The 20,228-nt window shown below is 60.6% G+C and carries 23 protein-coding genes; 9 read left to right on the forward strand and 14 right to left on the reverse strand.

Annotated elements, in window-relative coordinates:
* Both DQ405_RS21945 and DQ405_RS21950 read left to right on the forward strand, forming a co-directional pair.
* Positions 1 to 592, forward strand: a 592-nt coding sequence (locus DQ405_RS21945; RefSeq protein WP_168426130.1) for a M23 family metallopeptidase, incomplete at its 5' end; no start/stop codon positions are given.
* Positions 593 to 1,684, forward strand: coding sequence for an anhydro-N-acetylmuramic acid kinase (locus DQ405_RS21950; RefSeq protein ID WP_168426131.1), 1,092 nt, complete (start codon positions 593 to 595; stop codon positions 1,682 to 1,684).
* A 79-nt stretch (positions 1,685 to 1,763) separates the two neighbouring features.
* Here DQ405_RS21950 and erpA read toward each other — a convergent pair whose 3' ends face one another.
* Together erpA and argC are read right to left on the reverse strand one after the other, a co-directional pair.
* The gene (erpA, locus tag DQ405_RS21955) at positions 1,764 to 2,114 is read right to left on the reverse strand and encodes an iron-sulfur cluster insertion protein ErpA (RefSeq protein ID WP_014851496.1); all 351 of its coding nucleotides are present in this window, start codon (positions 2,112 to 2,114) and stop codon (positions 1,764 to 1,766) included.
* A 137-nt stretch (positions 2,115 to 2,251) separates the two neighbouring features.
* The gene (gene argC, locus DQ405_RS21960) at positions 2,252 to 3,286 is read right to left on the reverse strand and encodes an N-acetyl-gamma-glutamyl-phosphate reductase (RefSeq protein ID WP_168426132.1); all 1,035 of its coding nucleotides are present in this window, start codon (positions 3,284 to 3,286) and stop codon (positions 2,252 to 2,254) included.
* Between the two features lie 135 nt (positions 3,287 to 3,421).
* On the opposite strand from argC, the gene hemJ reads away from it, so the two are divergent.
* From hemJ to coq7, 4 genes are all read left to right on the forward strand, one after another.
* The gene (hemJ, locus tag DQ405_RS21965; RefSeq protein WP_168426133.1) at positions 3,422 to 3,850 is read left to right on the forward strand and encodes a protoporphyrinogen oxidase HemJ; all 429 of its coding nucleotides are present in this window, start codon (positions 3,422 to 3,424) and stop codon (positions 3,848 to 3,850) included.
* Between the two features lie 22 nt (positions 3,851 to 3,872).
* Positions 3,873 to 4,856, forward strand: coding sequence for an NAD(P)H-dependent flavin oxidoreductase (locus tag DQ405_RS21970; protein WP_168426134.1), 984 nt, complete (start codon positions 3,873 to 3,875; stop codon positions 4,854 to 4,856).
* Positions 4,857 to 4,954: 98 nt separating this feature from the next.
* The gene (locus DQ405_RS21975) at positions 4,955 to 5,296 is read left to right on the forward strand and encodes a histidine triad nucleotide-binding protein (RefSeq protein WP_168426135.1); all 342 of its coding nucleotides are present in this window, start codon (positions 4,955 to 4,957) and stop codon (positions 5,294 to 5,296) included.
* A gap of 64 nt (positions 5,297 to 5,360) precedes the next feature.
* The gene (gene coq7, locus DQ405_RS21980) at positions 5,361 to 6,008 is read left to right on the forward strand and encodes a 2-polyprenyl-3-methyl-6-methoxy-1,4-benzoquinone monooxygenase (protein ID WP_168426136.1); all 648 of its coding nucleotides are present in this window, start codon (positions 5,361 to 5,363) and stop codon (positions 6,006 to 6,008) included.
* Positions 6,009 to 6,071: 63 nt separating this feature from the next.
* On the opposite strand, the gene speD is transcribed toward coq7, so the two are convergent.
* Entirely contained in the window at positions 6,072 to 6,866 is a 795-nt protein-coding gene (gene speD, locus DQ405_RS21985; RefSeq protein ID WP_168426147.1) for an adenosylmethionine decarboxylase, read from the reverse strand.
* A gap of 266 nt (positions 6,867 to 7,132) precedes the next feature.
* On the reverse strand, positions 7,133 to 7,555 hold the full coding sequence (locus DQ405_RS21990) for an OsmC family protein (protein WP_168426137.1): 423 nt from the start codon (positions 7,553 to 7,555) through the stop codon (positions 7,133 to 7,135).
* A gap of 217 nt (positions 7,556 to 7,772) precedes the next feature.
* Between DQ405_RS21990 and crp the strand changes: the two genes are divergently transcribed.
* Positions 7,773 to 8,417, forward strand: coding sequence for a cAMP-activated global transcriptional regulator CRP (gene crp / locus DQ405_RS21995; protein WP_025240288.1), 645 nt, complete (start codon positions 7,773 to 7,775; stop codon positions 8,415 to 8,417).
* A gap of 57 nt (positions 8,418 to 8,474) precedes the next feature.
* Here the strand turns inward: crp and trpC are convergent, their stop codons facing one another.
* From trpC to gabT, 7 genes are all read right to left on the reverse strand, one after another.
* Positions 8,475 to 9,308 (reverse strand): indole-3-glycerol phosphate synthase TrpC, encoded by an 834-nt coding sequence (trpC, locus tag DQ405_RS22000; RefSeq protein WP_168426138.1) that lies wholly within the window; start codon positions 9,306 to 9,308, stop codon positions 8,475 to 8,477.
* Positions 9,305 to 10,351 carry an anthranilate phosphoribosyltransferase gene (gene trpD, locus DQ405_RS22005; RefSeq protein ID WP_168426139.1) on the reverse strand — a complete coding sequence of 349 codons (1,047 nt, stop codon included), beginning with the start codon at positions 10,349 to 10,351 and terminating at the stop codon, positions 9,305 to 9,307. The genes trpC and trpD overlap by 4 nt, the downstream gene beginning before the upstream one ends.
* Positions 10,351 to 10,944, reverse strand: coding sequence for an aminodeoxychorismate/anthranilate synthase component II (locus DQ405_RS22010; protein ID WP_168426140.1), 594 nt, complete (start codon positions 10,942 to 10,944; stop codon positions 10,351 to 10,353). Before DQ405_RS22010 ends, trpD begins: the two co-directional genes overlap by 1 nt.
* Before the next feature lie 2 nt (positions 10,945 to 10,946).
* Positions 10,947 to 12,431: an anthranilate synthase component I gene (gene trpE / locus DQ405_RS22015; protein ID WP_168426141.1), complete on the reverse strand. Its 1,485-nt coding sequence runs from the start codon at positions 12,429 to 12,431 to the stop codon at positions 10,947 to 10,949.
* A gap of 178 nt (positions 12,432 to 12,609) precedes the next feature.
* Positions 12,610 to 13,311 carry a phosphoglycolate phosphatase gene (locus tag DQ405_RS22020; RefSeq protein ID WP_168426142.1) on the reverse strand — a complete coding sequence of 234 codons (702 nt, stop codon included), beginning with the start codon at positions 13,309 to 13,311 and terminating at the stop codon, positions 12,610 to 12,612.
* Complete coding sequence (gene rpe / locus DQ405_RS22025) at positions 13,308 to 13,982, reverse strand: ribulose-phosphate 3-epimerase (RefSeq protein ID WP_045160554.1); 675 nt, start codon at positions 13,980 to 13,982, stop codon at positions 13,308 to 13,310. The genes DQ405_RS22020 and rpe overlap by 4 nt, the downstream gene beginning before the upstream one ends.
* Before the next feature lie 101 nt (positions 13,983 to 14,083).
* The gene (gene gabT / locus DQ405_RS22030; RefSeq protein ID WP_168426143.1) at positions 14,084 to 15,364 is read right to left on the reverse strand and encodes a 4-aminobutyrate--2-oxoglutarate transaminase; all 1,281 of its coding nucleotides are present in this window, start codon (positions 15,362 to 15,364) and stop codon (positions 14,084 to 14,086) included.
* Positions 15,365 to 15,808: 444 nt separating this feature from the next.
* Between gabT and DQ405_RS22035 the strand changes: the two genes are divergently transcribed.
* Entirely contained in the window at positions 15,809 to 16,768 is a 960-nt protein-coding gene (locus tag DQ405_RS22035) for a DUF3530 family protein (protein WP_241730107.1), read from the forward strand.
* 44 nt (positions 16,769 to 16,812) lie between these two features.
* Here the strand turns inward: DQ405_RS22035 and DQ405_RS22040 are convergent, their stop codons facing one another.
* From DQ405_RS22040 to DQ405_RS22050, 3 genes are read right to left on the reverse strand one after another with little or no spacing between them, the layout of a single operon-like run.
* The gene (locus DQ405_RS22040) at positions 16,813 to 17,583 is read right to left on the reverse strand and encodes a TerB family tellurite resistance protein (RefSeq protein WP_168426145.1); all 771 of its coding nucleotides are present in this window, start codon (positions 17,581 to 17,583) and stop codon (positions 16,813 to 16,815) included.
* On the reverse strand, positions 17,584 to 18,255 hold the full coding sequence (murU, locus tag DQ405_RS22045; protein ID WP_168426146.1) for an N-acetylmuramate alpha-1-phosphate uridylyltransferase MurU: 672 nt from the start codon (positions 18,253 to 18,255) through the stop codon (positions 17,584 to 17,586). It lies immediately after the preceding gene.
* Positions 18,252 to 19,274, reverse strand: a complete 1,023-nt coding sequence (locus tag DQ405_RS22050; protein WP_168426148.1) for an aminoglycoside phosphotransferase family protein — start codon at positions 19,272 to 19,274, stop codon at positions 18,252 to 18,254. The genes murU and DQ405_RS22050 overlap by 4 nt, the downstream gene beginning before the upstream one ends.
* 290 nt (positions 19,275 to 19,564) lie before the next feature.
* Between DQ405_RS22050 and DQ405_RS28150 the strand changes: the two genes are divergently transcribed.
* Positions 19,565 to 19,693: a hypothetical protein gene (locus DQ405_RS28150; protein ID WP_274597428.1), complete on the forward strand. Its 129-nt coding sequence runs from the start codon at positions 19,565 to 19,567 to the stop codon at positions 19,691 to 19,693.
* The last annotated feature ends 535 nt before the right edge of the window (positions 19,694 to 20,228 follow it).

The raw sequence follows: 20,228 nt of genomic DNA on the forward strand, positions 1-20,228 counted from the left end.
RAAAAGCTATACCGCAGTTCGCTATACCAACAAGCAGGGCAACAGCAGCTATTACACAGCTGACGGTGAGAGCATGCGCAAAGCATTTATCCGAACGCCGGTTGATTTCGCCCGCATCAGCTCCCGCTTTTCCAATGGTCGCAAGCATCCGATTCTGAACAAGATCCGTGCCCACAAGGGCGTGGACTACGCCGCACCGCACGGCACCCCTATTAAAAGTGCGGGTGACGGCAAGGTGCTCCTCGCCGGCCGCAAGGGCGGGTACGGCAATACAGTCGTCATTCAACATGGCAACCGCTACCGTACGCTATATGCTCACATGCAGGGCTTCGCCAAAGGTGTGCGCAACGGCTCGTCCGTCAAGCAGGGGCAGATCATCGGCTACATCGGTACGACAGGCCTATCGACTGGCCCGCATCTGCACTATGAATTTCAGGTCGATGGGGTACATGTCGACCCGCTGGGCCTGAAGCTACCGATGGCGGACCCCATTGCAAAGAACGAGAAACAGCGTTTTCTCCAGTTGAGCAAACCGCTGATGGCGCGCATGGATGAAGAACGGGCGACCATGCTGGCCATGAAGAACGAATAAATGCCGCTCTATATTGGGGTCATGTCAGGTACCAGTCTGGATGGCCTCGATTTCGCTCTGATCGAGCATCACGAGCGGACCACTCTGCTGGAAACACATTACGAACCGATGCCGGCGCAGTTGAGGAAGGATCTACTCGACCTATGCTCATCCGGTCCTGACGAGCTAGCCCGAGCAGCCATCGCGGAACAGGCCTGGGCCGAGCTGGCGAGCAGCGGCATACACAAGCTGCTCAGCAAAGCGCACTGCGAGACCGCAGCCATCCGAGCGATCGGAAGCCATGGGCAGACAGTGCGGCACGAACCACAGCGGGGCTTCACCATCCAGATCGGCCATCCATCCCTACTGGCCGAGCTGACAAACATTAGCGTCGTAACCGATTTCCGCAGGCGCGACATGGCGGCCGGCGGCCAAGGTGCGCCCTTGGTTCCAGCATTCCATGAAGCAGTGTTTAGCGACGCCACCCGTGCCCGAGCGGTGCTGAACATCGGCGGCTTCAGCAACGTCAGCCTGCTCCAGCCGGGTATAACGACTCAGGGCTTCGATTGCGGGCCAGGCAACGTACTGCTCGACGCCTGGATTCAACGCCACCAAGGTAAGCCATACGACTCAGATGGCCATTGGGCTTCAAGCGGCCAGGTGGATGGTCGATTACTGGCGCAGCTGCTAAGCGACAGGTTCTTCGCGACTCAGGGACCTAAGAGCACCGGACGGGAGTTGTTCAACCTGCCGTGGCTAGACGCCCACCTCACCTCATGCCACGACATTGCGCCTGAAGACGTCCAAGCGACTCTCCTGGAGCTGACCGCTCGCAGCATTTGCGAGTCGCTCCTGGCGGCCCAACCGGGAACGCAAGACGTGCTGGTCTGCGGGGGTGGCGCGCACAATTCGGCACTGATGAAGCGCCTACAAACCCTGTTGCCGGCGTGTCATGTGCGAAGCACCTCCGACTTCGGAATCGAGCCAGATTGGATAGAAGCCATGGCGTTCGGCTGGCTGGCGCATTGCTGCATCGAAGGCACCGCCGCCAACCGCCCCAGCGTGACTGGCGCTCGAGGGCCGCGAGTCCTGGGTGCGATCTACCCCGCCTGAACGGCGTTTCCGCTAGAACCGCACCCGACAAACAAAAACACCGCGCCAAGCGCGGTGTTTTGTTGCAACGAGAACCACTTTAGATCGAGAAGGACTGGCCACATCCGCACGTCGTCGTGGCGTTCGGATTCTTGATGACGAAACGAGAACCCTCCAGACCTTCTTGATAGTCGACTTCAGCTCCGGCCAAGTATTGATAGCTCATAGGGTCCACCACAAGACTCACGCCCTCACGCTCAATGATGGTGTCATCTTCGGCCAGATCTTCATCGAAGGTAAAACCGTATTGGAAACCAGAGCAACCGCCGCCTGTAACGAAGACACGCAGCTTCAGCCGCGGGTTGCCCTCTTCATCCACTAGGCTCTTCACCTTGCTCGCGGCACCCTGACTAAACTGAATCGCGGTGGGCGTGAAGGATTCGACACTCATTTGGTTCTCCTGGCGCGGGAGCGCGCATTACTGCGTTGACGCCGCATTATCGGCTTCTCCTACAAAATCGGTCAACTATTCATCAGCGGCCGGCCGCTTCGGAGCGATCTCCGCGCGCCGATCGTCGGCAGCGTCGGTCAAGGCAGCAGCGCAGCGTTGCCCAGGCCAAGCCGCTCATCCAGGCCGAAGGCAATGTTCATGTTCTGCAACGCCTGACCGGAGGCGCCTTTGACGAGGTTGTCGATAACCGAGAGCACAACCACCAAATCACCACCCTGTGGACGGTGGATCGCGATACGGCACATGTTGGCGCCACGCACGCTGCGCGTCTCCGGATGACTACCGGTCGGCATCACATCGACGAATGGCTCGCTGGCGTAACGCTGCTCGTAGAGCGCCTGCAGGTCTACAGATGTGTCGGCTACAGTTGCGTAAAGAGTGGCGTGAATGCCCCGGATCATTGGTGTCAAATGGGGAACGAACGTCAGCCCTACATCACCACCGGCTGCACGGCGCAGCCCTTGGGTGATCTCTGGCAGATGACGATGGCCCTTGACCGCGTAGGCCATCATGCTTTCGCCCGCCTCGGTGAAAAGGGACCCGATCTTGGCTGAGCGACCCGAACCACTGACGCCCGATTTGCAATCGGCGATCAGCCGCGATGTATCCGCCAGACCATTTTCCAGTAACGGAAGATAGCCAAGCTGGGTGGCGGTCGGATAGCAGCCGGGAACGGCTATCAACCTTGCCCCTTTGATCTGCTCGCGATTGACCTCCGGCAGGCCATATACCGCTTCCGGGAGTAGAGCCGGCGCTCCATGCGGCTGGCCGTACCACTTAGCCCACTCGCGTGCATCCTGCAGGCGGAAGTCCGCGGAGAGATCGATAACTCGGGTACCGGCGTCCAGCAGCTCAGCCGCGAGCGCATGGGCTACCCCATGCGGCGTCGCAAAGAAGACCACGTCGCAGGCGCCAAGCGTCGCAGTGTCCGGCACACTGAAGGCCAGCTCATCGTAATGGCCTCGCAGGTTCGGATACATATCCGTCACCTTGACCCCATTTTCGGAGCGGGAGGTGATCACAGCCACTTCGGCCTGGGGGTGTTGCGCCAACAGGCGCAGCAATTCAACCCCGGTGTAGCCTGTGCCGCCAACGATTCCGACCTTAACCATGAGCTGCCTCGCGCAGTGGAACGATAAAAGAAGTCCGATGATAAAGGTGCCTGGCTCCAGGGCCAACCACCCAGATGACGTGCGGGCCTTCATACCACTACTATCAACCCCGCCCCTGAAACCAAGGAATCCCCTATGCTCTATCTCTGGGTGAAAGCCCTGCACATCGTTGCGATCGTTTGCTGGTTCGCCGGATTGTTCTATTTGCCAAGACTGTTCGTATATCACGCCATGAGCGAGGACACCGCCAGCCGAGAGCGCTTCCAAGTCATGGAGCGCAAGCTGTATCGAGGAATCATGATGCCCTCGATGATCGCCACGCTGCTGTTCGGCATCGGCATGATCGCGCTGAATCCCGCACTGTTCAGCAGCGGCGGTTGGCTGCATGCCAAGCTCGCACTGGTTGTTCTGCTGATCGGCTATCACCATGTATGCGGCGCGCAGCTGAAGCGTTTCGCGCGCAACGAGAACACCCGCAACCACGTGTTCTATCGCTGGTTCAACGAATTTCCGGTGCTGCTGCTGCTGGCCATCGTCATTCTGGTGGTCGTCAAGCCGTTCTGAACTCTCACTTAAGGAACCCGCCATGTCACTGCCAGCCCTGTTCGAAGAACGTCTGCGCCTGCCTTTGGTTGCTGCGCCCATGTTTCTGGTGTCCAACCCGGCGCTTGTGGCGGCGTGCTGCCGAAGCGGCGTGGTGGGCAGCTTTCCTGCGCTCAATCAGCGGGAGAGCAGTGGCTTTCGTGATTGGTTACAAGACATCAATCAGCGCCTGGCGGACATGCAGAAACCAGCGCCTTATGCCGTCAACTTGATCGTGCACAACAGCAACCCGCGCCTACAGACGGATCTCGCGATATGTGTAGAAGAGCAGGTTCCGATTGTCATCACCAGTCTCGGTGCCGTGAAGGAGGTGGTCGATGCCGTCCATAGCTACGGAGGCTTGGTCTTCCACGATGTCACTACCCGCCGCCATGCGGAGAAGGCGGCCGAAGCCGGAGTTGATGGTCTGATTGCGGTTGCCGCAGGCGCTGGCGGTCATGCTGGCACCTGGAGTCCATTTGCGTTGATTGCCGAGATCCGCCAGTTCTTCGACAAGACACTGCTGTTGTCAGGTTGCCTCAACCATGGCCATGAAATATTCGCGGCGCAGCTGCTAGGTGCCGATCTCGCCTACATGGGTACCCGTTTCATTGCCACCCGCGAAAGCCAGGCTCCGGACGCATACAAGCAGATGCTTCTGCAAGCCAAGGCTGTGGATATCATTCATACCGCCGCCGTCTCAGGCGTGCCAGCGAGCTTCCTGCGTCAAAGCCTGCAACAGGCCGGCTACGACGAGGAGCGCCTGAAAAACAAAGGTGAGATGAACTACGCAGACAAGCTCAAACCAGTCAGCGACGAGGCGAAAGCCTGGAAAACTGTCTGGTCGGCAGGGCAAGGCGTAGGAGAGATACATGATCTACCGAGCGCCGAAGAGCTGATTGCGCGCCTGGATCGCGAATATCGTGCAGCCGTCGACCGCTCAGTACAGCTCTCTCAACCCTGGTTACGACAAACACCGGCCGTATAACCGCCCGGCGCCTCCGAGAGGCGCGGATGACCCCGGCCCAGGAACGGCCCGGAGTTCGCCTGTTACACTGTTCAACTGTTAAATGCTGGAGAAACGCCATGGATTGTCTGTTCTGTAAGATCGTCGCCGGGGATATTCCCGCGCACAAGATTTACGAGGATGACCACGTCATCGCTTTCAACGACATCGCGCCCCAGGCTCCGGTGCATTTCCTGGTCATCCCGAAGAAGCACATCGCGACGCTCCACGACCTGAGCGAAGAGGACGACAAGGCGCTTGCCGGCCACATCCTGTTCACCTCTCAGCGCCTCGCCGAAGAACAGGGTTGCAGGGAGGGCTTTCGCGTTGTCATGAACTGCAACGATCTGGGCGGCCAGACGGTCTATCACATCCACATGCATGTGCTCGGCCAGCGTCAGATGCATTGGCCGCCGGGCTGAGCACCCATCCATCCGAGACGCACCAACCACTGCCCACGGCTGCTCCGAATTACCTGGAGGCGACATGCCTAACCGACGCCAATATTCCCCTGCCGACCGTCTGCTGTTGCAGGCTGATGCCGCGTTAAGAACACTGCTGCCGTTCAACGGCCAGCCCCACCGTCCAACGCCCGCGGTATTGAAGAACGAGACCGAGCTGAGCGAGAGCGAAGCACGTCACGTGGCCGGGCTGATGCGCATCAACCATACCGGCGAAGTCTGTGCGCAGGCGCTGTATCAGGGCCAGGCATTAACGGCGCGATTGCCAAGGGTGCGCGAAGCGATGGAGCGCGCCGCCGATGAAGAGATCGACCACCTGGCCTGGTGCGAGCAACGCATCCGCCAGCTGGGTAGCCATACCAGCGTGCTCAATCCGCTCTTCTATGGTTTGTCGTTCGGCATCGGAGCCTCTGCCGGCCTGATCAGCGATCGCATCAGTCTGGGTTTCGTTGCCGCAACCGAAGATCAGGTCTGCAAGCATCTCGATGAGCATCTCGAGCAAATTCCGCCCAGTGACGAAAAGTCCCGAGCCATTCTCGAGCAGATGCGCGCGGACGAGGCACAGCATTCGACCGCCGCCCTCGATGCCGGCGGCTTGCGTTTTCCGGCGCCAATCAAATTCGGCATGAGCCTGATGGCGAAGGTCATGACAAAGACGACCTACCGGATCTGATCACGAGACACAGACGCAAAAAAAAGGGCGCCGATACAGGCGCCCTTTTTGTTCATGCGATCTTTAGCCCGGCATGTTACGGGCGTAGAAGATTTCGAGCATCTCGTGACGCAAGCGATCCTCTACCTGATCGCGCTGTTCCGGAGAGAGATTGCTGGTGGCATCACCGAACAGATAGTTCTCCAGCTCAAAATTCTTCAGCAGCATCTTGGTATGGAACAGATTCTCCTGATAAACGTTTACGTCGGTCATCTGATAGGCCGAACGGGTGTCTTCGGAGAGATAGTTCTGAATCGAATTTATTTCATGGTCGATGAAGTGCTTCTTGCCCTCCACATCACGGGTAAAGCCGCGAACGCGATAATCGACCGTGACGATATCGGAGTCGAACTGGTGGATCAGGTAATTCAGCGCCTTAAGCGGTGAAATAACGCCACAGGTTGATACATCGATATCCACACGGAAGGTCGCGATGCCTTCAACCGGATGGATTTCAGGATAGGTATGTACCGTGATGTGGCTCTTGTCCAGGTGCGCCAGAATAGTGTCCGGCAACGGTCCGGGCGACTCCTCGATCTGGCTGTCCGTCGGCGTAACCGGCTGTTCTGAGATGAGGATGGTCACGCTTGCACCCTGCGGCTCATAATCCTGCCGCGCGATATTGAGAATATTCGCACCAATGATGTCGACGACATCGGTCAGAATCTGCGTCAGTCGCTCCGCATCATACTGTTCGTCGATGTACTGTACGTACGCCTGCTGGTCTTCCTGGGTTTCGGCATAGCAGATGTCGTAGATATTGAAGCTCAAGGACTTCGTCAGGTTGTTGAACCCGTGGAGCTTGAGTTTGCTTTTCACCATTGGAGACTCTCTTTGATGCGGCTTACCGCGTGATTGAGCATGCCCGTCAGATACCCTGTACCTGCGTAGGACCGTATACACCTCTTCGCATTTGCGACCGTGGCTGTGCTGTTCTAACGAAACGGCCCCGTTAAAAACGGGGCGCGCATTATGCAGATTGATGACGCGCGGTTCCAGTGCTTGCGAACCTTATCCATATGAGCCGGTGCAGCATCCCGGCTCGAGGCGCCTAGATAGAGCGTTCGGCCATGTTGGCCCGGCAGTCAGCCCAGCTCGATAATTTCGTAATCATGAGAGATCTCCACGCCTGCACGCCCAAGCATGATCGAGGCGGAACAGTACTTTTCGGCGGAAAGCTCCACGGCACGCTTGACCTGCGCTTCCTTCAAGCCTCGTCCTTTGACGACGAAGCGCAGATGGATCTTGGTGAATACTTTCGGATCCTCATCGGCCCGCTCGGCCTCGAGAAAGGCTTCGCAGCTTTCCACTGCCTGACGGGACTTCTTCAATATGCTTACCACATCGAAGTTACTGCAGCCACCGAGCCCCAGCAGAAGCATTTCCATCGGACGAACACCAAGATTGCGCCCGCCGTTTTCCGGCGGACCATCCATGACCACGACATGACCGCTGCCCGACTCGCCAAGAAACATTGCTTCGCCGGCCCACTGAATGCGCGCTTTCATCGATAGACTCCGGTTAAAAAGGAGCGAAGCTTAGCACGACCGCTGCGCGCGACTGGAGGTAGCAATCCGACGAAATGAATGCCTGGAAGTTGATATTCGTGTCGCAGTTTTGTTGTCGATCTGAACCGGTCTGTTAAGCTCCCTCGGCCTGATAACAGAACTCAGTCATACATAATAAGAACTGCCTTCTATTGGACACATCTTCCGGGACTACAGCATGGTTGCTATTACACTCACGCCCAAGATCAAGAACATCGACAAACTACTCGCGCACTGCCATCGCCGACGCTATACGGCCAAGAGCACTATCATCTACGCAGGTGATCGCTGCGAAACGCTCTTCTTTATTGTTAAAGGCTCGGTCACCATCCTGATCGAAGACGATGATGGCCGCGAGATGATCATCGCCTACCTCAACTCCGGAGATTTCTTCGGCGAGATGGGGTTGTTTGAAAAGGAAGGCTCGGAAAAAGAACGCAGCGCCTGGGTTCGTGCAAAAACCGAATGCGAAGTCGCCGAACTGAGCTACGCCAAGTTCCGCGAACTGACACAGCAGGATCCCGATATTCTCTACGCACTCGGCAGTCAGATGGCCGAGCGCTTGCGCAATACCACGCGCAAAGTCGGAGACTTGGCATTCCTCGATGTAACCGGCCGGGTAGCGCGCACCCTACTCGACCTCTGCAAGCAGCCTGATGCGATGACGCACCCGGACGGCATGCAGATCAAGATCACCCGCCAGGAAATCGGCCGCATCGTCGGATGCTCGCGAGAAATGGTCGGGCGTGTACTCAAGAGTCTGGAAGCCCAGGGCCTAGTACACGTGAAAGGCAAGACCATGGTCGTGTTTGGCACGCGCTGAGCATTCAACCAACACCCATGAAAAAGCCGGCTGTTGCCGCTTTTTCATATTGGTGGGTCAGTCTGGATCGCCAGCCAGCCGCGGACGAGCACGCCCCGGGAAGAACAAGCGTTGCAGCTCAACTCCGGGTTGCTCGGCACGCATGAATGCTTCGCCGACCAGAAACGCATATACCTCGTTTATCTCCATCAGCTCCACATCGGCGCGATGCAGAATCCCGCTCTCAGTGATCACCAGGCGGTCCCGTGGAACACGCGGCAGCAGATCGAGGGTGGTTTCGAGGCTCAATTCGAAGCTGTGCAGGTTACGGTTGTTGATCCCGAGCAGGGGCGTCTCAAGGCGCAAGGCCCGCTCCAGTTCCGCTCCGTCATGGACCTCCACCAGCACATCAAGTCCCTGGGACTTTGCCACATCGGCCAGCTCAGCCATCTGCGCATCCTCCAGCGCAGCGACGATCAGCAAGATGCAATCGGCCCCCAGCGCCCTCGCCTCGACCACCTGATAGGGATCGACCATGAAATCCTTGCGGATTACCGGCAATTTGCAGGCGGCACGGGCCTGCTGGAGGTATTCATCGGCGCCCTGGAAAAAGTCGATATCGGTCAGTACCGAAAGGCAGGTTGCGCCACCCGCCTCGTAACTCTTGGCAATGTCCGCTGGCACGAAGTTCTCACGCAGGACCCCTTTGCTTGGCGAGGCTTTCTTCACCTCGGCGATGACCGCCGGCTGCTTGTTGCGGACCTGCGCCTGCAGACTACGGGCGAAGCCACGCACCGGGTCCGCCGCAGCCGCCAGTCGCTCAAGTTCGGTTAGACCGACACGGCCACGGCGCTCGCTTACTTCCTCACGCTTACGCGTGAGGATCTTTTCCAGAACCGTCGGTACGCTCATTGCGACTTCTCCTGCTTGAACACCACGGTAAAGGACACCAGCTCCTCGAACTTGTCCCGCGCCAGGCCAGTATGAAGCGCATCATGGGCGATTTCGATGCCCTGCTTCAGGCTGCTGGCCACATCGGCGGCATAAAGCGCAGCGCCGGCATTCAACACGATCATGTCGGCAGCTTTTTGACCGTTCTCAGTTTTCCGTCGCCCCAACGCATCCCGGATCAGCATTAGCGAGCCCTGGGCATCCTCAACGTTGAGGCCGATCAGGCTCTGGCTCTTGATGCCGAAGTCCTCCGGCTGGATGCGGTACTCGCTGATCTCGCCCTTGTTCAGCTCGGCGATATAGGTCGGCGCCGCCAGGCTTATTTCGTCCAAGCCATCCTGTGCATGTACCACCAATACATGCTGACTACCGAGGCGCGCCAGCACTTCGGCCATCGGCCGGCAGAGCTCCTTGCTGAACACACCGAGCACTTGATGCTTGACGCCCGCCGGGTTAGACATCGGCCCGAGAATATTGAATAACGTGCGCAGTCCCAGTTCGCGCCGCGGACCCGCCGCGAATTTCATCGCGCCGTGATGCGCGGGCGCGAACATAAAGCCAACGCCGACAGCGTCTACGCTACGGGCGACCTGCTCAGGCGTGAGATCCAAGTAAACACCGGCTGCTTCAAGCAGATCGGCGCTACCGCTCTTGCCTGAGACTGCGCGATTGCCGTGCTTGGCGACCTTGCCACCGGCGGCCGCGACGACGAAGGCTGCGGCAGTGGAGACGTTGAAGATGTTCATGCCGTCGCCGCCGGTGCCACAGGTATCCACCAGGCGATGGGTATCGAAATGCACCGGCTCGGCGAGCTCCCGCATCACCTGTACCGCACCGACGATCTCATCGATGGTCTCGCTCTTCATACGCATGCCCATGAGGAACGCGCCGATCTGCGCATCGGTGCACTGGCCGGTCATGATCTGACGCATCACCGCTTTCATTTCGTCGGTGCTCAGATCCAGCTGACCAACGATGCGGTTGAGGGCTTCCTTGATGTCCATCAGCGCACGCCTCCGGTTTGCTTCAGAAAATTGGCGAACAGCTCGTGTCCCTGCTCGGTCAGGATGGATTCGGGGTGAAACTGCACCCCCTCGACATTCAGCGTCTTGTGCCGCAGCCCCATGATCTCGTCGACGCTACCGTCGTCCAGCCGCGTCCAGGCCGTGATTTCCAGGCAGTCGGGCAGCGTTTCACGCTTGACCACCAGCGAGTGATAACGGGTGACGGTGAGCGGATTGTTCAACCCGGCGAACACGCCCGCATCCTGGTGAACCACCGGGCTGGTCTTGCCATGCATGACCTGCCGCGCACGCACCACATCGCCCCCGAAGGCCTGGCCGATGCTTTGGTGCCCGAGGCAGACCCCGAGAATTGGCAGCTTGCCGGCGAAATGACGAATCAGCTCCAGCGAGACGCCCGCCTCATTCGGCGTGCACGGGCCGGGGGAGACGACGATGCGCTCGGGATCCAGGGCCTCGATCTCGGCGACGCTCAACTCGTCGTTGCGCACCACCTTGACGTCCGCACCAAGCTCGCCGAGGTACTGCACGACGTTGTAGGTGAAGGAGTCGTAGTTATCCAGCATTAGCAGCATGATCAGTTCTCCTGCTGGTCGCGTTCGGCCAGGGCCACCGCGCGGAACATGGCGCGGCGCTTGTTGAGCGTTTCTTCCCACTCCAGCGCGGGTTGCGAGTCGGCAACGATGCCGGCACCGGCCTGCACGTGCAGCTCGCCGTCCTTGATCACCGCGGTACGGATGGCGATCGCGGTGTCCATGTTGCCGTTCCAGGCCAGGTAGCCGACCGCACCGCCATAGACGCCGCGCTTGACCGGCTCCAGCTCGTCGATGATTTCCATGGCGCGGATCTTCGGCGCGCCGGACAAGGTGCCCGCCGGCAGGATCGCACGCAGCGCATCCATGGCCGTCAACGGCGCCTTGAGTTGGCCGGTGACGTTGGAAACGATGTGCATGACGTTCGAGTAGCGCTCGATGACCATCTTTTCGGTGAGCCGTACCGAGCCGTTCTCGGCCACCCGACCGACATCGTTGCGCCCCAGGTCGATCAGCATCAGGTGCTCGGCCAGCTCCTTGGCGTCGCTGAGCAGATCCTGCTCCAGCGCCAGATCGGCCTCCTCGCTGGCGCCGCGTGGACGGGTGCCGGCGATCGGCCGGACCGTGACCAGGCCTTCCTCGACACGCACCAGCACTTCCGGCGACGAGCCCACCACGTGGAAGTCGCCAAAGTTGAAGAAGTACATATAGGGCGTCGGATTGAAGCAGCGCAGCGCGCGATAGAGATCGATCGGCGCCGCCTTGAAGGGGATCGACATGCGCTGGGAAATCACCACCTGCATGCAATCGCCCGCGAGGATGTAGTCCTTGATGCGGTTGACCGCCTGCTCGTAGTCCTCGCGACTGAAACTGGAGCGGAAGGTCGGCTCGGCGCCGCCGCCCTTTTCAAAATCCAACCCCAGGCGCGGCCTGATCGACTGACGCAGCTTCTCGCGAAGCGCTTGCAGTTTCGCCTGCCCCGTCTCGTAGGCGTCGGGCTGCTCCGGATCGACCAGCACGATGCAGTGCAGCTTGCCGGCCAGGTTGTCGAACACAACCACAGCATCGGAGACCATCAGCAGGATATCCGGCGTGCCCAGCGGATCGGGATTGGGGCAGTTCGCCAGCTTGCGCTCGACATAGCGGACGCTGTCGTATCCGAAATAGCCCACCAAACCACCGTTGAACCGCGGCAGCCCTTCGACCGGCGCGACGCGGTAGCGCTGCTGGAACGCCTCGACGAAGGCCAGCGGATCCTCGACCTGGCAGGCCTCGGTCTCGACGCCATCGGTGGTCACGCTGATGCGATGGCCATGCACGCGCAGCACGGTGCGGCACGGCAGGCCGATGATCGAATAGCGGCCCCACTTCTCGCCGCCCTGTACGGACTCCAGCAGATAGGAATTCGGGGCGTCTGCGAGCTTGAGATAAAGCGTGAGCGGTGTATCGAAGTCGGCGAGGGTTTCGAACGACAGAGGGATGCGGTTGTGGCCTTCGGCGGCCAAGCACAGGAATTCTTCGCGGGTCATGTCAGCCTCGTGGTCGGCGGAGCTACTTGGGTCGATTGCAAACGTACCGGCCGAGCCGGCAGAAGATGTCAGGCGCGCCAGCGCCAACGGGCCAGGGCCTTGATGACATTCATCCATTGTTTGCGGGTGACCACCACGATCTGATCTCGTCTGCGGGGTGTGCGGAACAGAAGCCACACTAGCGCAGCCCCGAGACCGAAGCAACCAGCTCGCGCAGGTCATCGAGTACCAGCGCCGGCTCTTCGTTAGCGATGGGTTCGCCGTGGTTGTAGCCATAACTGAGCGCGACACAGGGAACGGCCGCCGCTTTCGCCGCATGCACATCGTTGCGCGAGTCGCCGACGAACAGCGAAGCGCCGGGCTCGACGCCGGCCTGGCTCATGACCCACAGCAACGCTGCCGGGTCAGGCTTTTGTTGGGGCAAGGTATCGCCACCGACCAGCCACTGAAAGTAACCGGCTAGCCCCTTCTCTTGGAGCAGCGGCTCGATGAACTGCGCCGGCTTATTGGTGATGATCGCCAGCTTCACATCGCGCTCGCAAAGCCAATTCAGACATTCACGGACACCCGGATAGACAGCGGTCAGTTCGTGGCCGCCAGAATAGGCCTGCATGAACAGCGCCAGCGCCTCGTCGGTCAGCTCGTCCGCCACGTCTTCGTGTTGCAGCTGGCCGGCCAGAGCCCGGCGCACCAGCACCCGCGAACCGTTGCCGACCCAGTCGCGCACGCGTGCGATCCCCGCGGGCTCGCGGCCCAGCAGCATCAGCATCTTGTCCACCGCGGCAGCCAGGTCCGGCACCGAATCCATCAGGGTGCCGTCCAGGTCGAACATCACCAGCCGTGGCAGCTTACCGTCGAAAAGCTGTTCCAGACGGGTCATGGCCGCGCCAGCGCCAGTTCGGCGCGCATATGGTCGATCACGGCCTTGTAATCCGGCTGATTGAAAATGGCCGAGCCGGCAACGAAGGTGTCGGCACCTGCGGCGGCGATCTCGCGGATGTTCTTCGGATTAACACCGCCGTCGATCTCCAGGCGGATCTCGCGGCCGCTGGCATCGATCAGTGCACGTGCTTCGCGCAACTTGTCCAGCGTGTTGGGGATGAACTTCTGCCCGCCGAAACCTGGGTTGACGCTCATCAGCAGGACCATATCAATTTTGTCCATCACGTACTTGAGCACATCGAGCGGTGTGGCCGGGTTGAACACCAGCCCGGCCTTGGCGCCGCCGTCCTTGATCAGCTGCAGTGATCGATCGATGTGATCCGAAGCCTCCGGGTGAAAGGTGATGTAGCTGGCACCGGCCTCGAGAAAATCGCCGATCATGCGATCCACCGGGCGGACCATCAAGTGCACATCGATGGGCGCGGTGACGCCGTGCTTGCGCAGCGCCGAGCAGACCATCGGGCCGATGGTCAGGTTGGGGACGTAGTGATTGTCCATCACATCGAAATGAACGATGTCTGCGCCAGCGGCGAGCACGTTGTCCACTTCCTCACCCAGGCGGGCGAAGTTGGCGGAGAGGATGGAGGGAGCGATGGCGAACGGCTGCATGACGACCTCGGGTAGCACGGCGGAATGCCGCGCATTGTACCCGAGGGCCGGAGTGGCGGCGCGCCTGACATCCGTTGTGGATGCCGACGCGCCGCAGCGGGTCAGGTCAGCTCGTCGAAGCACTCGGCGATGATCGCCAGGCCGCGCTCGAGCAGCTCGTCCTCGGCGGTCAAAGGCACCAGCACGCGCAGCACGTTGTAGTAAGTACCGCAGGACAGCAGGATCAGGCCCTTGTCCCGGGCCTTGGCGACGATCTGCGAGGTCAGCGCCGCCGCAGGACGCGCACGGTCGCCGTCTTCGAACAACTCGATGGCGATCATCGCGCCGAGCCCGCGCACCTCGCCGACTTCCTTGTGCCGCGCCTGGATGTCTTTGAGGCCAGTGGTGAGCTTCTCCGCCACCGCCTTGCAGCGGTCGAGCAGCTTCTCCTCCTCGAAAATCTCCATGACCGCCAGCGCCGCCGCACAGGACAGCGGGTTGCCGGCGTAGGTGCCGCCCAAGCCGCCCGGGGCGATGGCATCCATGATCTCGGCCTTGCCGCAGACGCCCGCAATCGGGAAGCCACCGCCGACCGACTTGGCGAAGGTCGTGAGGTCAGCCACCACGCCCATTTGCTCCATGGCGAAGAAGGTGCCGGTGCGCCCGGCACCGGTCTGCACTTCATCAGCGATCAGCAGAATGCCGTGCTGGTCGCAAAGCGCACGCAGGCGGACCATGAACTCCTTCGGCGCGACATTGAAGCCGCCCTCGCCCTGCACCGGCTCGATGATGATTGCGGCGATGTCGCGTGGCTCGGCGTCGTTCTTGAAGATGCGCTCGATGCTGGCGATTGACTCGTCAACGCTGACACCGTGGATCGCGCAGGGATACTGCGCGCGAAAGATGCCGCCCGGCATCAGGCCCATGCCGGCGGAGTACGGCGCGACCTTGCCGGTCAGCCCGAGGGTCATCATGGTGCGGCCATGGTAGGCGCCGGTGAATGCGATCACCCCGGCGCGACCGGTGGCGGCGCGGGCGATCTTCACCGCGTTTTCCACCGCCTCGGAGCCGGTGGTGACCAATAGGGTCTTCTTGGCGAAATCACCGGGCACCCGGGCGTTGATCTTCTCGCACAGCTCAACATAGGGCTCGTAGGCCAGTACCTGGAAGCAGGTATGGGTTAGCTTGTGCAGCTGCTCTTCCACTGCCTTGATGATCTTGGGGTGCAGGTGGCCAGTATTCAGCACGGCGATGCCACCGGCGAAATCGATGAACTCGCGACCCTCCACGTCGACCACGCTGCTGTTTTTCGCGTGATCGGCAAAAATCGGATGGATCTGGCCGACGCCACGGGGAACGGCGGCGACACGGCGTTGCATCAGGGATTCGTTGGTCTTGCTCATAAGCTCCTCGGTAGCCGCTCATCGTCGGCACGGGTCGGAAGGAACACCCGGGCGCGGGTCCGGCAGCATACGATGATCGACTGCCGGGCCATCCGGGCGTTCGGATTACAGTAGAACGCTGTTCGCTATATTGCACGCCAAACTCGCCTTCGATCACGCTTTCTCGGCATGCATTGGTTGTACTGACTGCGCGCAGCTGACCGGGGAGGTTCCGCATAACCGGTTCGAGATCGCGCTGATACAGCGCTGATCGTCATACACTCATCCGGCGATAACCTTCGACAAAATAGGCCTCACGTATTTGCGGCATGGCGAGATCGGCTAATGGCATCTTCCCGCAGACAACGACGCCACTTCAGTTAGTTGCGGTAGATAACCAGGGAGACATGAATGCCTCGTTTGCTTGACCCGTTTAGGTTGCTTGCACTGTTGTCGTTGATCACGATGGCGACCTCCAGCAATGCCGAGACTGGCTCCTCTACAGCAGACGCGGGAGGAGCCCCAGCATCCGCTTCGCTCCAGCGCGCGCCGTTGCGATCGCGCAGCGATATCATGACCTCCGACCTCCTGCGCCAACTTCCCGATAAGGAATTCATCAGCCTCAAAGCAGGCACCGACGATTTTGCTGCTCTCTGGCGTCCCGCCAATGTCGGCGAACCCAGAGGGGTGATCATCCTGCTACCCGGCGAGGGAGAAAGCGCCGACTGGCCGCGCGGCATCGGCCCGCTGCGCCGCGGCCTGCCCGACCACGGCTGGCATACGCTAAGCTTGAGCCTGCCGGATTGGCCCGGCCCTGCGCTGCCAGCGGTCGCGAACACCTCAGAAGGCGCAGCTGAGCCGCCGGTCGAAGACCCTGCAGCGGAGACCGAACAGTTTGCCGAAAATCCGGTGCCAAGCGAGGCTGGCTACCTGCCTGAAGAAACCGCAGCGATACCAAGCGAACTGGTTAGTGACGATACCAAAACGGAGGAAACCGTCGCTCCAGCTGCACCCCATGCCGATCAGATCACCGAGCGCATCGAGGCGGCGCTGGCGTTTGCTTGCAGCAAGCAGCCGGCGGCGATCGTCTTCCTCGGACAGGGCACCGGTGGTTACTGGGCGGCGCGCTATCTGCAGCAACGGGCACCCGGCGATGTCAGGCAACTGGTGGTAGTCCGGCCACGCCAGCCGGAAGGCCAGGACGAACCGTTGGAGCAGCTGATCCCGGCACTGAAACTGGCCACTGGTGATTTCTACTACAAGCACGGACGCGGCGATCTGGCAGCGGCCCGCGAGCGGCTGAATGCAAGCCGTAGGATGCAGCACCCAGCGTATCGTCAGGTGGGATTGCCGAAGCCGACCGGCGACCGCCATGCGGACCAGAAGCAGCTTGTGCGCCGGGTCCGTGGCTGGCTGGCTGGATAAGCAGACGTAGGGGAGCCTGAGCCCTGGGCAGTATCTGCGACGCGTTAGCGGAATCCTCGGCGCTCGCGGATCAGGACATAAGCATTGTGCAGCTCGCGGGTTCGCTCAGTCGCATCTCGAACCTGCTGCGCCGTCGCACCCGCGCCGGCCTGTTTGTCCGGGTGATGCTTGCTCAGCAACCTTCGGTAGGCACGCTTGATAGCCTGAGGCTCGCTGTCGGCGCGCACGCCGAGCAGCCGCAAGGCCTGCTCATAGGCACCACCGAGATTGCTCGGTGCGCCTTGGCGGCGCCCGCCGCTCGGGTCCAGCGCCGCGATGGCCGCCGAGTCCCAGCCCATCCACTTGCCCCAGAGCATCACCAGTTCGTGTTCGCGCGCGTCGATCTGCCCCTGCGCCCGAGCCATGCGCCAACACGCCTGAAGCACTGTCTTGGCCTCGCCGGGTCGCCCTTGCAGGCGCTGTAACAGGTCGCGAAGGCCATCGCCGCTGGATTTTCCCCGGTAGAAGGCCTCGATGGCGGTGCGCTGAGCGGTCGGATCCAGCTGCAGCCGCTGCATCTCTCTGCGCGCGGCCTGGATGTGCGCCTCGCTGATTCGCCCGCTGCTCTTAGCAAGGCGCCCCAGAAGAAAAAACAGCAGCTCGTCGCCCTGCATCACGACCTTCCCGACGCCCATGCGCTCGCGCAGCCTGGCCCAGGAGTTGAGCCCGAAGCGACGGTCGAGCACCTGCCCGAGCAATGCGCCAAGCAGCGCCCCCGGAATACTCGCGATCAGCCAGCCGATCAGCGCCCCCAACAGCGTAATGGGCCAGAACATTCAGCGCCGCGCCTCCAGGATCCGCTCGACTTCGGCCAGGCGCTCGTGGGTACCGACATCAACCCAACGCCCGCTGTGATGCTCCCCGCTCACCTCGCCCGCCGCCATCGCTTGCCGCAACAGCGGGGCAAGCTTGAACGCGCCGGCGCTGCAGCCTTCGAACAACCGCGGATGCAGCACTGCAATGCCGCTATAGGTGAACGCAGCTGCCGGTGTGCTGGCGTCGATAACCTTTCCATTAGTCAGTGCGAAGTCGCCGGTCGGGTGATGCGCCGGGTTATCCACTAGTATCAGATGCGCAAGCCCAGCCAGCGGCTGCGCCAGCGCGGCGAAGTCGTAGTCGGTCCAGATGTCGCCATTGATCACCGCAAATGGCTGATCGCCTAACAGCGGCAGAGCCCGATGAATGCCACCGCCGGTCTCGAGCGGCTCGCCCTCAGCCGAGTAATCGATGCGCACGCCGTACCGGTGGCCCGTCCCCAGATACGCCTCGATCTGCTCGCCAAGCCAGGCATGGTTGATCACCAGTTCGGCGAATCCCGCGGCGGCCAGCGCTCGGACGTGATACTCGATCAGCGGCACGCCGCCCGCCTGTACCAGCGGCTTGGGTGTGTGCAAGGTCAGTGGACGTAGGCGCTCACCTTTACCCGCCGCGAGAATCATCGCTTTCATGGTTGTACCTGCGCAGTCGGCAGGTCATTCAGCAATGTCCTCAGCTCTGCCAGTTCAGGGCGGCGCGCCGTCACCGTCTCGATGTAGGCGAAGAAGCGCGGCACGTCGTCCAGATAGCGCGGCTTGCCGTCACGGTGACAGATGCGCGCGAAGATGCCGATGACCTTCAGATGCCGCTGCAGCCCCATCAGGTCGCTGGCGTGCCGGAACTCGTCGAAGCGGGGCTGGACCGGAATACCCGCAGCGCGCGCGGCGTCCCAATAGCCCTGCAACCAGCCTTTCACCCGCTCCTCAGGCCAACTGAGAAAGGCGTCCTTGAACAACGAGGTGATGTCGTAGGTCACCGGGCCGACAACCGCATCCTGGAAATCCAGCACACCGGGGTTCGGTTCGCTGATCATCAAATTGCGCGGCATGTAGTCACGGTGCACCAGCACCCGAGGTTGCCCCAGGGCCGAGTCAATCAGCAGTTGGCAGGTCCGCTCCCAGATATCCAGTTCGGCCGCGCTGAACTGATAACCCAGATGGCGCTGCACGTACCATTCGGGAAACAGCTGCAGCTCACGGCGCAGGAGTGCCTCGTCATAGCTCGGCAGTGACAGCTCCAGCGGTTTGGCCTGGAAGGCGAGCAACGCCTGAATGGCGTCGGCGAACAGCTCGTCAGCATTGGATTCGTCGATGACATCGAGGTAGGTCTGGCAACCCAGGTCGGTGAGTAGCAGAAAGCCACGATCCAGATCCTGGGCGAGTATCTGCGGCACGTTGATCCCGGCGCTCGCCAGCAACGCAGCCACAGCAACGAACGGTCGGCAGTTCTCCTGAGGGGGCGGAGCATCCATCAGGATAAAACTGCGACCTCCCGACTCCCAGCGAAAATAGCGACGGAAACTGGCGTCGCTGCTGGCCGGGACCAGTGCTGCCTCGGGTACGTTGCCCCAACCGCGACGCGTGAAAAGCTCCCTCAATTGGGGTTTCAACCAGGCATTCAGGTCCTGTAGGCGTTGATCGTGTTGCGGCATATCAGTGCTCTCCGCGGCGCTAGCCGATAGACGGGTCATGCTTTATTATCCAGCATCTTGTGCGACACGCGTAGCGTGTCTCCGGGTCCGAGGTGTCGTGTCATCTCGGCGGATTCCGCAAGGAATTCAATGCTCAGAATCTAATTCTGGGAAACAAAACATACCCACGTGGCAGAGTCTGTAATGCTATGGGTCGCAGCGGCGACTGACTCAACCTAAGCTCATTGAGCGTCCGGAAGCATGAGCGGTCATCGTAGTTGATGATGGATGCCTACTTGTAGGAGGTCGAAATGGATCAGCAAACGTCCGGTTTGATCATTCTTGCCCTGATTGTCGTTGTAATGGGTGGTACAGGCCTTTATGCCTTGCTGCCGGATATCAAGCGCGAGATGAACAGCTTTAGACAAAAGCACTTCTAGCTTCGGCTTTAGTACCTATACCCACGCGGGAAGAATCCCCGCTGGGGTTCCTCCTGCCTCAATGAGGAGGAATACATACTTGAGCAAGCTGCTTCCGCAGTTCTTGCCCCTTCACCGGAGATATGAGCGAAAGCTCTATCTGTCATTGTCCAGCCATTGCCAGAACGGAAATGGCAGCGGACTCGTTGTGCGACCAACGGTAGCCTAGGGAGACATGCATCACTGGCAACGGTGGGGTATGAAGCTTTCCCGACAATGTAGCCCCCGCAAGGGCGCGGTTTTGCCGTGAGGCAAGCCGTGGATGCTCGGAGCAGTACCGGGTTGAGGCGCTAGGCTGGCTGGCACGGGCAACACAAGTGAACTGCTGATAAACACCGTAAGGATAAACATGCCAAAGCTGCTGATAGGCATGAACCAAAAGGTACGAGGTCGGTTATCTCCGTGGGATGTGGGGATACGTTCGCCATTACGGCCTCCGGTGAAAAAGCAGGTCCTAACCCAGTCGTGTGACAGATAGGGAACGTGGTAAGCCCGT

This window comes from Pseudomonas sp. SST3 (assembly GCF_003325755.1).